This is a genomic window from Flaviaestuariibacter flavus (assembly GCF_004337505.1).
In the GTDB taxonomy this organism is placed as follows: Bacteria; Bacteroidota; Bacteroidia; order Chitinophagales; family Chitinophagaceae; genus Flavisolibacter; species Flavisolibacter flavus.
The window spans coordinates 719,367-731,029 of the sequence record NZ_SJZI01000042.1 but is presented as its reverse complement, the minus strand read 5'-3'; the positions used below and the strand labels follow the sequence as shown (position 1 = coordinate 731,029).

General features: G+C 58.1%; 7 protein-coding genes. 4 read left to right on the top strand and 3 right to left on the bottom strand.

The genetic code is table 11. The features are described 5' to 3' along the window. The first annotated feature begins 27 nt into the window (after window positions 1-27). Window positions 28-1,194, top strand: a complete 1,167-nt coding sequence (locus tag EPD60_RS10985) for a hypothetical protein (protein WP_131449493.1) — start codon at window positions 28-30, stop codon at window positions 1,192-1,194. 276 nt (window positions 1,195-1,470) lie between these two features. Here EPD60_RS10985 and EPD60_RS16980 read toward each other — a convergent pair whose 3' ends face one another. Further along, window positions 1,471-1,644 (bottom strand): hypothetical protein, encoded by a 174-nt coding sequence (locus tag EPD60_RS16980; RefSeq protein ID WP_165871507.1) that lies wholly within the window; start codon window positions 1,642-1,644, stop codon window positions 1,471-1,473. Between the two features lie 185 nt (window positions 1,645-1,829). Between EPD60_RS16980 and EPD60_RS10980 the strand changes: the two genes are divergently transcribed. From EPD60_RS10980 to EPD60_RS10970, 3 genes are all read left to right on the top strand, one after another. Beyond that, the gene (locus tag EPD60_RS10980; RefSeq protein ID WP_131449492.1) at window positions 1,830-3,638 is read left to right on the top strand and encodes a DNA polymerase III subunit gamma/tau; all 1,809 of its coding nucleotides are present in this window, start codon (window positions 1,830-1,832) and stop codon (window positions 3,636-3,638) included. Window positions 3,639-4,105: 467 nt separating this feature from the next. Next, window positions 4,106-7,597: a trifunctional glycoside hydrolase family 18/polysaccharide deacetylase/glycosyltransferase family 2 protein gene (locus EPD60_RS10975; protein WP_131449491.1), complete on the top strand. Its 3,492-nt coding sequence runs from the start codon at window positions 4,106-4,108 to the stop codon at window positions 7,595-7,597. Window positions 7,598-7,658: 61 nt separating this feature from the next. Further along, on the top strand, window positions 7,659-8,048 hold the full coding sequence (locus EPD60_RS10970; RefSeq protein ID WP_131449490.1) for a nuclease A inhibitor family protein: 390 nt from the start codon (window positions 7,659-7,661) through the stop codon (window positions 8,046-8,048). A 202-nt stretch (window positions 8,049-8,250) separates the two neighbouring features. Here EPD60_RS10970 and EPD60_RS10965 read toward each other — a convergent pair whose 3' ends face one another. Next, window positions 8,251-9,171, bottom strand: a complete 921-nt coding sequence (locus EPD60_RS10965) for a DNA/RNA non-specific endonuclease (protein WP_131449489.1) — start codon at window positions 9,169-9,171, stop codon at window positions 8,251-8,253. 343 nt (window positions 9,172-9,514) lie between these two features. Continuing rightward, on the bottom strand, window positions 9,515-11,437 hold the full coding sequence (locus EPD60_RS10960) for a M1 family metallopeptidase (protein ID WP_131449488.1): 1,923 nt from the start codon (window positions 11,435-11,437) through the stop codon (window positions 9,515-9,517). Between the last annotated feature and the right edge of the window lie 226 nt (window positions 11,438-11,663).

Here is an 11,663-nt window from a genome sequence, read left to right as displayed (position 1 = left end):
CCCACATTACCGCATTAAATTTGCGGCATGCTACAGCTGCACGAAGTGACCACCCCGCAACTCGCCCGCGATTTTCTGCTGGCGAACGTTGAGGTGAACCGCGACAACCCTAATTATATCCGCCCCCTCGATAAGGACGTGGAAGACGTCTTCGACCCGAAGAAGAACAAGACCTACCGCTTTGGCGAGGCAACCCGCTGGGTGCTGAAAGACGGCGATAAGCTGATTGGGCGCATTGCGGCATTCACCAATAAAAAATACCGGAACAAGGGCGACGAAATTCCTGTGGGCGGCATGGGCTTCTTCGATTGCATCAACGACCAGGGGGCGGCCGATATGTTGCTGGATGTGGCCAGACACTGGCTGCTGCAGCGCGGCATGGAGGCCATGGACGGCCCCATCAACTTCGGCGAGCGCGACCGCTGGTGGGGACTCGAGGTGGAAGGCTACCAGCCGCCGCTGTATTGCATGAACTTCAACAAGCCCTATTATAAAGACCTGCTGGAACACTACGGCTTCAAAGTGTTCTTCAACCAGGTCTGCTTCGGCATGCACCTCAAGGTGCCGCTGACGCAGAAGATCCATGAGCGGGCCCTCCCCTACCAGCAGGACGCGGCCTTCAAAGCCCGCACGATCGAAAAAAGCAAGCTCGAAAAATACGCCGCCGACTTCGCCACGGTTTACAACGCAGCCTGGGCGGGTCACGGCGGCCTCAAGGAGCTCAAGACCGAGCAGGTGGTGATCATGTTCAAAAAGATGAAACCCGTGATGGACGAGCGCCTCGTCTGGTTCGTGTACCACAACGAAAAGCCGGTCGCCATCTTCGTTAACCTGCCCGACCTGAACCAGTGGTTCGGCAAGCTCAATGGCAAATTCGACCTGCTGCACAAGCTCAAGTTCCTGTGGGTGAAGAAGACCGTTCCCTGCACCAAGTGCACCGGCCTCGTCTTCGGCATCGTGCCCGAGTTCCAGGGCAAGGGGCTTGACGCCTTCCTCATTGCCGAAGCCGGCAAGGTGATCCAGCACATCGAATACCAGGAGTACGAGATGCAGTGGATCGGCGACTTCAACCCCAAGATGATCAACGTGGCGAAAAACATCGCCGACAACACTTATGTAAGCCGCAAGCTCTCCACCTACCGCTACCTTTTTGACCGGACAAAGGAGTTCAAGCCGCACCCGGTGCTGGCGTAGATCGCTGATGTCCGATGCCTGATGTCTGATTTAAGGCTGAAAAAAACGGAGCGCTGTGCGATCCGTTCTTCTATCCGGCAAGGCTGTTCCGGGGCCGCGAAGGGAGAACCTGGGGTAACCGGGGGATTTGGCCTTACGTGCGGTTGCGTCTATCTTAGGGTTACAGGCAATGACGCCCTACTACCAACAACCGGCAGACGATGTGCAGAACTTACACTACGATTGGTTCGCTAACGACGATAAAATCACATTTGCAAAAGCACGACATCTATGTCTTCAAGTCGTTAGCAACAAGTAAAGAGGACGAATTTCGTGCTCTTCAAACTCCTCAACAATGAAAACAGCAATGATCACCTGCGCTTGAAAGAGCATCATTGGGGAAACAAAAAAGTTCCGGTCAGAAACATTGTTGTGTTTACCAAGACAAAGCCCCGAGAGGAGTTTCAGCATGCGAAGATTCTAACGGCCAATGAGCTCCTTGGCAAACGGTACTGACATTAATGGGCCGACACCATATGGCCACTACCCTGTGTTCGCCAAAATAGCGACCGGGCCGGAAGCCGCAGGGCCACCCCCTGCCATTTCTTCACACTTCCCTGCCACGCCAATTCGTTAACTTGCACCCTCTAGCTCCCATGGAAAAATTCATCGTCTCCGCCCGCAAATACCGCCCCCAGACCTTCGACACCGTCGTGGGGCAGGAACATATTACCCAGACCCTCCGCAACGCCATCAAAACCGGTCACCTGGCCCATGCCTTCCTGTTCTGCGGTCCACGCGGGGTGGGCAAAACCACCTGTGCCCGCATCTTCGCCAAGACCATCAACTGCCAGAACCAGACGGCGGAAGGCGAGGCCTGCGACACCTGCCCCTCCTGCGTTTCGTTTAACGAGGGCACCTCGATGAACATCCACGAGCTCGATGCCGCCTCCAACAACTCGGTGGACGATATCCGTGCCCTCGTGGAGCAGGTGCGTTTTGCACCGCAGGCCGGCACCTACAAGGTATATATCATCGATGAGGTGCACATGCTCTCCTCCTCGGCCTTCAACGCCTTTCTGAAAACCCTGGAGGAACCCCCGTCGTACGCCAAGTTCATCCTCGCCACCACCGAAAAGCACAAGATCCTGCCCACCATCCTGAGCCGCTGCCAGATCTTCGACTTCAAGCGCATCACGCTCCAGGACACGGTCAACCACCTCGCCGGCATCGCCGCCAAGGAAGGCGTACAGGCCGAGGAAACAGGCCTCCAGCTCATCGCCCAGAAGAGCGAAGGCTGCATGCGCGACGCGCTCTCCATCCTCGACAAGATCGTGTCGTTCACCAACGGGCAGCTTACCTACAACAACACCCTCGAGCACCTCAACATCCTCGACGCCGACTATTACTTCCGCCTCATGGACTGCATGCAGGAGCAGGACCTCTCCGGCGCCCTGCTGCTGTTCGACGACATTAACCGCAAGGGCTTCGAGGGCGACTCGGTGCTCAACGGCTTTGCCGAGTTTACCCGCAACCTGCTGGTGTGCAAAGACCCGCGCGTATCGGGACTGCTGGAAGTGGTGGAGAGCTTCCGCAAGCGCTACGCCGACTATGCCCAGAAGGTGGAGACCGGCTACCTCGTGAGCGCGCTCAACATCCTCAACGAATCGGAGATCGGCTACCGTGCCGCCCGCAACAAGCGCCTGCATGTGGAGCTCACGCTCATCAAGCTTTGCTACCTGCGCCAGGCCCTGCAACTCACCACCGAGGGCGGCGCCGTGGGTAAAAAAAAAGTAGTTGATACGGTCCGCTCGATCGCCTTCCGCGCCATCCCGCAGATGCGCCCGGAGAAGCCCGCTGCCGAAGCGGCCGGCGCCCGCCTCGTGATTGAAGAACCGAAGCCTTCCGTGGCGGCAGCCGCCGTGGTGCCCGAGGCGCCGCAGCCGGCGCCGCCCGCTGCTTCCGCCCCCGCGCAGGCGGCACCGCAGCCCGCGGCCGCCGCAGCCAGACCGGCCACCAAGCCGATGTTCAACCTCGAGGCGCTGCGCAACAAGATGAGCGCCGAGGCCGCCAAGACCGTGGTGGACCAGCCGCTCGAAAAAGGGCAGCTGGAAACGGGCTGGAAATCCTTCATCGACGTACTCCGCGCCGAGAAAAACCCGGCCGCTACGCCCTTTGGCATGGCCACCATCGAGATCCGCGAAGCGAATATTTTCGAAGTCACCGTTACCGATAACATCGCCTACCGCTTCCTCGAATCGGAGCGCGCCAAGGCCACCGAATACCTCAAGGCCCGGCTCAACAACCGCCAGCTGCAGATGCTGCTCACGCTCGTGGAAAGCAACGAGGCGCCCGACCTCTCCGACCTGCCCCCCTCGGCGCGCGAGCAATACATGATGCTGGTGCAGCAGTACCCGCTGGTGCAGGAGCTCCGCGACCGCCTGCGCCTGGAGCTGGATTATTAACGAAAAGTAGAGTTCAGATAACGGAAAGGGCCTTGCGGCCCTTTTCTTTTTCACGACGGCGCCACGGCACGACGGCACAACGAATATTGCGTTTTAAATACAGGAAAACATTGCGGCGAAAGAACCGCCGCCAAAAATGAAAACCGGTCTATGTAAGGGCGGGACACCGGTGTTTTGCCCTTTCCCACGCGTTTGAAAGGAGGAAACACCGGTGTTTTGCCCCTGAAAACGCGTTTGCAACCTCCAGGCACGGTCGTTCTGCCCCTGAAAACGCGTATGCAGGCACCAAACACGGCTGTTTTGTCCTTAAAAACGCGTTTGCAGGCACCAAACACCAATGTTCGCACAGAAACGATTTGGAGGTCAATGACTTAGAACGCGTCATTTTGGCAAAAAACGGTCTTAGGACACCTTTTGCTTACCGGCCGGGACTTCCAACTTAACTTGCCTCTTATTGCTACCACCGTATGCAGAGCAGGCAAGTTTTCCAGACCCAATCGGCCACGCGCTGGCACCGCTTTCAATGGAGTTCCAGGCTGATCATCCTGTTGCTGCTGCTGGCTGTAGTCGCGGTTGTGTTTACCCTGGCCACCGCACGCAGCCCGGAACTGCCGCAGCTCAAGGATTTCAAGCAGGCACTCAGCGACCCCCAAAGCCGGCTGGCGGAAAAAAGCCCGCTGGCCCGCCGCTATAAAAGCTTCCGCCAGTTTTTCACCGAAAAAGACCTCACCGCGAAGCAGGCTTCGTACCGCAGCAAGAGCGTCGCCTACCCGCACCCCTTCGGCGATGGCGCTGCCGCCCTTCGTGCCGGCTTCTATGTCAATTGGGACCCCAACTCGTTCCAATCGCTCCAGCGCAATATCCATAAGATGAACCTCGTGATCCCCGAGTGGTTCTTCTTCGCGCAAAAAGCCGACACCACGATCAATGCGCAGGGCCGGCGGATCATCACCTACAGCGACAGCATCGTGACGCAGATCGATCCGAAGGCGCTTGCCATCATGCGCGCAGCCCGCGTGCCGGTGATGCCGGTGATGACGAACGCATGGAAGGAAACGTTCCGGGGCGCCATCGTGCACCGCATCCTGACCGACCCGGCAAAAAAAGAGCGCTTCATCCGCCAGCTGATCGGCCTGCTGAAAACGAACCACTTTGCCGGCGTCAACATCGACTTCGAGGAGCTCGAGGAACCCACCAACGAGCCGCTTGTGGCGCTCCAGCGCGAGCTGTACAGCCGCCTCCATGCCGAGGGGCTGCTCCTGAGCCAGGATGTGTCGCCGTTCAACAGCGATTATGACTATGCCGCGCTGGGTGCCTGCAACGACTACCTCTTTGTAATGGCCTACGACCAGAACAATAAAGGCACGAAAGCCGGCCCGGTGGCACACCAGAAATGGATCGAGGCGGCCCTGGAAGATGCCCTCAAACACCTGCCGCCGCAAAAGGTGGTGCTTTGCCTCGCCGCCTATGGATACGACTGGCCCCGCGAAGAAAATAATCCCGCCGACGTAGACGTCGTCGCCTACCGCAGTGCCATTTCCCTGGCAAAAGAAGCACAGACGATCCCGGTGTTCGACAACGACTCCTACAACCTGTATTTCTCCTACTACGACGATGCCGACGTCATTCATGATGTTTACTTCACCGACGCCGCCACTACCTTCAACGCCCTGCGCTTTGCCACCGAAGCACAGCTAGCCGGCACCGCGCTGTGGCGCCTGGGCGTGGAAGACCAGCGCATCTGGAAATTCTACAACAACGACCTTTCCCGTGAAGCCGCCCGGCGTCTCAACTTCGGCTCGATGGCACAGGTGCTGAGCCCGGAGAATGTTTCCTACAGCGGCTATGGCGAAGTGCTCGATGTGCTGGCAACGCCCGAAAAAGGCGATATCCGGTTCGAGATCGACTCCTCCGAACTGCTTATTTCAGAGGAAGTATACACCAACCTGCCCACATCTTTCATGGCCAAAAAATATGGCTGGAACGGGCCCGACACGATCCGCAACCGGAAGAAGATCGTACTGACCTTCGACGACGGCCCCGACCCCACCTGGACGCCCCGCATCCTCGACGTGCTTTCGAAAAAAGGAGTACCGGCCACCTTTTTTGTCGTGGGCAGAAACTGCGAGAACAACATCCCGTTGCTGAAGCGCATTTTCCGCGAGGGCCACGAGATCGGCGACCACACCTTCACCCATCCCAACATCGCCGAGGTTAGCCGCAAACGTGCCGTGGTGGAAATGGAGTCAACACGCCTGCTGATCGAATGCATCACGGGACATTCCACCGTGCTGTTCCGCGCTCCCTACAACGCGGACTTCACACCGGAGAAAATCGAAGAACTGCTGCCGGTGGCCATCGCCCGCAGCCACAACTACCTCGACGTAGGGGAGTCGATCGACCCGGAAGATTGGGAAGAAGGCATCAGGGCCGATACGATCTTCCGCCGCGTGGTGGCGCGCAAAGCCGCCATCGAAGCCGAGGGCCGCGATCTTACCGGTGGCAATATCATCCTGCTGCACGACGCCGGCGGCGACAGCCGCGAGCAAACGCTGAAGGCGCTGCCGATGATCATCGACTATTACAAGGCACGCGGCTACCAGTTTACCACCGTGGCCGACTACCTGGGTAAAACACGCGATGCCGTGATGCCGCCCGTTCCGAAGGGCAGCGGCTACTGGCTGATCCAGGCCAACTACGTGGTTGCGCTTTCGGGCTACTGGCTCGGCAGCATCCTGTTTTCGATGTTCGTGCTGTTCATCATCTTCTCGATGGCGCGCATCCTCCTCATGGCAACCCTGGCGCTCCTTGAAAAGAGACGGGAAACGCGCGCCGCGCTGGTCTTTCCGCAACTCGGCCACTACCCGCTGGTATCGGTGATCGTACCGGCCTACAACGAGGAAATAAATGCGGTGGCATCCCTGCAGAACCTGCTTAAGACAAATTACCCGAACTACAACATCATCTTCGTTGACGACGGCAGCCGCGACAGCACGTATGCCCGTGTTGCCGAAGCCTTCGAGGGGCATCCGAAAGTAAAGGTGTTCACCAAAGCAAACGGAGGGAAAGCTTCCGCGCTCAACTTCGGCATTGCACAGACAGACGCGGAATATGTGGTTTGCATTGATGCGGATACGAAGCTCCGGCCGGATGCGGTTTCCGAGCTCATGAAACATTTTCTCAGCGACGAGGCGCATACGATCGGCGCCGTGGCCGGAAACGTCAAAGTAGGCAACGAGGTCAATTACCTGACCCGCTGGCAGGCGATCGAGTACATCACCTCGCAGAACTTCGACCGCCGCGCTTTCGCCTACGTCGATGCCGTGACCGTCGTTCCCGGGGCGATCGGCGGGTTCCGGAAGGAAGCCATCGCCGCGGCCGGCGGCTTTACCACCGATACGCTTGCCGAAGACTGCGATCTGAGCATCCGCATCCTGCGTGCCGGCTATTCGATACGCAATGAGAACGGAGCCCTTGCCTTTACCGAAGCGCCCGAGAAACTGCAGCAGTTCCTGAAACAACGTTACCGCTGGAGCTTCGGCGTGCTTCAGACCTTCTGGAAGCACCGGGATCTTCTTTTCAACGGACGTTACGGGTGGCTCGGCTGGCTGGCGATTCCCAACATCATCCTGTTTCAGTATATCATCCCGGCCTTTATTCCGCTGGCCGATTTCTTTATGGTGCTGGGACTTGCCACCGGCAATGCCGGCCGCATACTTCCCTATTATGCGGCCTTTATGTTGCTCGACGCCGCCATTGCGGTGGTGGCCTTCCGCATGGAGCGCGAGCGGCTCGGCCGGCTCCTGTGGCTGCTGCCGCAACGGCTCGTGTATCGCTGGCTGATGTGGATCGTGCTGTTCCGCTCGGTACGGCGGGCGCTCAAAGGCGAACTGCAACAGTGGGGCGTGCTGAAACGCACGGGAAACGTGTCGGACATGACCGGGCCGGCAACCGCATAACATTCCTTAACCGGTTTATCAGGCCGGGCCGGGTACCTTATCTTGAACAAAACAAATACGCATGAACCCATCCGTTTTACAGGAGCTTACCGATGCCGCGTCCGGGCTGTTCTTTCTCAGCGAAACCGACGCACCCTTCACGCCCTTTTTGCTGGAGGCCGGCGAGCCGGTTGAAAGCGGGCTGCGCCGCCTTTCGGGAAAAGACGAAACGGCGCCCGTAGAAATACAGGAGGCGGATTATTTCTTCCGCAACCACACCCAGGCACCCGAAGGCGACCCGGAGGCCGAAGCGCGTGCCGCCCGCTTCCGCAACCTGCTTAACCTCCTGAAGCACCAGCTCATAGACCTTAAAGTATACCGCGTAGGCACGGTGCAGGTTGATGCCTTCCTGCTCGGCACGCTCCCCGACGATACCCGCGGCGGGCTGCGCACGCAGCTGGTGGAAACCTGAGGTATATCGAATAGCGATCAGGGAATAACGAAAGCTGAAGGAAATATTCAATGTTCAATTCGCAGGGCTCAAGGTTTGGAGCTACTCCGATTGAAAATTGAACATTGAGCATTGAACATTGATTATTAAACGCAAAGCCCCCGCCAATGGCGGGGGCTTTGTATTTCGTAATTCGCTATTCCTTGCTCGATATTCGATATTCTTACTGTGTCGGGCCGCTGTCCACGCGCGACTCGATGGTGCTTTGAATGGTCGAGGAAACGTTGGAAAGCAGGTTGTAGCCGGTAGCCGCCTCGATGGCATCTACCGTGGTGCGGTACGAGCCCCAGGTGGTGGAGACGCTGTTGGTGTTGGGTGTGTTGACGGCGATGACGCGGGTGGATGTGGTGATGCGGGAAAGATCGCCGGTACCCTGCGGGAGCACCACGAGCACTTTCCAGATGCGGTTGGGTACCGTGATGCGGCCCGCGTCGATGGTGTTGAATGTGCCGCTGGATCCGGTGCCGCCGGTACCATAGGAGCCCATGATGATATAAACTTCATTGCCCTGGTTCACCAGTGTACGGGCGTAGTTTTCGAGGTTGGCCCAGGTCTGCTGGTTGTTGGTGGGTGCCTGCGGGATCATGTTGGTCATGAGGAAGGTGGCGCTGTTATCCGCCACGCTGTAGGTACGGTCGGCCGAAGGGCAGTTGTGACCGCGGTCGAAGCCGGAGCCGCTGTAGGAAGTGGATCCAACGCGGTACCAGCCGGTGGGCAGGGTTGCGTCGGCGCTGAAGTTGTCCTGGCGTGCCGTGGTTCCCAGCCAGGTGGGATCGAGGTGCCAGCTAACCCAGTTAGGGGTGGCGCGGTCGCGGTTGTAGCTGAGCGAGTACTGCGTTTTCACCATCAGGTAGTTGGTGTACTGTGCCGGGTCGGCAACGGCGCCGCTCGGGTTGCCGAGAGCCATGTTGTCGGACGAGGTGCGCAACAGGTCGGCGCTCATCGAGACAGGCGTCTGCTGGTCGTGCCAGGCTACTTCCGGGGTGGCCGCCGCTTCGGGCGCGCTTACTTTTTCTTTTCTACAACTGACGATAAACAGGGAAAGGCTGAAGCCGATCGTGAGCGTACGTACGGTTTGGTACATATGTGTGTGGGTTTTGGGTTTGCGGACAGATTGTAAAGATGCATGATCCGGATACCGGTAATGCGAAACACCGGTTAACAAATCATGAAGGTGTCATCAAGGGTCCCATCAAACACACGAGTCAAGGGCAGGAGCAATCGGGACAAGGAAATTACCGTATGTATACGATAAGGATACACCCAAATTATCCCCATAAGCAACAACCCCTAAGATATCTCGGATCTCAGATCTCAGATCTCAGATCTCAGAAATATATCCGCAAAAGAAAACGGATCGCATAGCGATCCGTTTTCTGCTTCGTATTAAGATCTGAGATCTGAGATCCGAGATCTGAGATTTGTTATTACCATTTCAGCTCCAGCCGGTTGTTCTTCCGGTTGACGTCGGCCATCCGGCCGCTCGGGTCGATCTCCACCGAAACGATATCGGTAAGACGGCGCTTCGAAGAGATGTTGTACTGCGGATGCGTCCACTTCCAGGGAGCATACACCGTGCGGCCTTCCTGGCCCGGCTCGGGTGCCTTTTCGCCAAACTGCAGGTACTGCGGAATGTAATGCCACTCCGACGAGCCGTCCTTAAAGGTCACCTTCACATCCAGCGGCATGGGCATCATTCCGTCGTTGCGCAGGCGAATGAGGGCATGGCCGCCCTCGTCCCAGAGGCTGTCAACGGCATAGTCGATGGTCTTGGTGGTGCCTACCCAATAGCCGCGGTACCAATCAAGCTGCAGGCCGCTCACCTTTTCCGCAACACGGATGAAGTCGTTGGCATTGGGATGCTTGAAGCGCCACTGTCGGTAGTATTCCTGCAGGATGCGGTCGCGCACGGCTGCACCGGTGATGTAGCCCAGCTGCTCAATGAACACGGCACCTTTCAGGTAAGCGGCGTTGCTGTACGCGTAGTTGGTGTTGAACTGGTCGGCATGGGTGGTGAGGGGCTCTTCGCGGCCGCTCTTTACGAGCGAATTGAAGCCGGCGTAGATATCGTCAAACATCGTTGCCTGCGCCGCCGAATCTTCCTTGCGGAGCTGTGCGGGATCGCCGCCCTTCTTCGCGCGGAGCGCTGCCTCGTAGTACTTGCCTACGCGCTCGGAGGCCCATTCGGTAAAGCCTTCGTCCATCCAGGCATATTCCGACTCGTTGGTGGCCATCATGCCCTGGTACCAGGTGTGCATCCATTCGTGAAAGGCGGTGCCCACGCTGGAGCTCACGATCATCGTGGCGTTGGGATATTCCATGCCGCCGTCGCCGCCGTGGATGAACGAGTATTGCTTGTAGGGATAGGGACCGAAGGTCTTTGCGATGAACGGGTACACCGTTACCGCGGCGTCGGCAAGATCGTTCCAGCGCTTGTCTTCTTCGGGCTTGCCGCTTACGTTCTTATACAGTACGTTGATGATGGGTCCGTTGGGAACGTTGCGCACGAGGTGCTTGTAGCCGGGATCGGCGGCCCAGGCGAAGTCGTGCACGTTGGGTGCCGAAAACTTCCAGTTGCGCTTGCCCGCGGGGTCAAGTGGTTTGGCGCCCTTGGCTTCGTAGCCGAAGCCCACTTCGTTGGCATTGGTGATGGTGCCCGAGCCACCCAGCAGGTAACTCTTGTCGATTTTGATCGTCACGTCGTAGTCGCCCCACACGCCGTAGAATTCACGGGCGATATAGGGTGTCGGGTGCCAGCCTTCGTAATCGTATTCCACCAGCTTCGGATACCACTGCGTCATGGTGTAGCGCACGGTGGTCTGCGGGTTATCGCGGCCGCTGCGGCGGATCTGCAGGGGCACCTGCGAGGTCCAGTCGAGGTCGAAGGTGACTTTCGATTTGGGTAGGATGGGCCGGTCGAGCACCACTTCGAGGATGGTCTCGTGCAGCTTTGTTTTCTGCACGCGTCCGTCCATGCGCACGGTGCCTACGTTTTCGTAGCCCTGCTCTTCGGGCTTCAGGTTCACGATGCGGTCTTTCACGCGCGGATCCCAGTCAACGATATCGCGGCCACCGCGCGATGCCAGCACCACGGTGCCCTGGCGGCGGCTGCGTACATCCATCATGCTGTTGGGCTGAAACGCGTTCCAGTAAAGGTGGTAAAACACACGCTTCAGCGTGTCGGGCGAATTGTTCCAGTATTCGAGCTTCTGCTTCCCGGCGAGGCGGTTGGTGCTGACGTCCATGTCCACATCCATCGTGTATTTCACGCGCTGTTGCCAGCGATCGGGTTGGGCAAAGGAGGCAAGGGCAAGCAGGCAAAGGGTAGGTACGAGCAGTGTGCGTTTCATCAATGTTCGGCTAAGTTTTAAGGCGGACAAGTTAAGCAAAAGAGCGTCCCGCAATTCACGACAGGCGGTAGCCGCCGGCATTTTCACGGATTTTTTCGCTAAAACTTTATGAGTGGCAGACCCTCCCCCGGCCCCTCCCCGAGGGGGAGGGGTGACTCTGTTCAACATTGATTACGGTTTGAACCTCTATTCTGGTTGAACTTCAATAGAAAAGAGCGGATGCCTG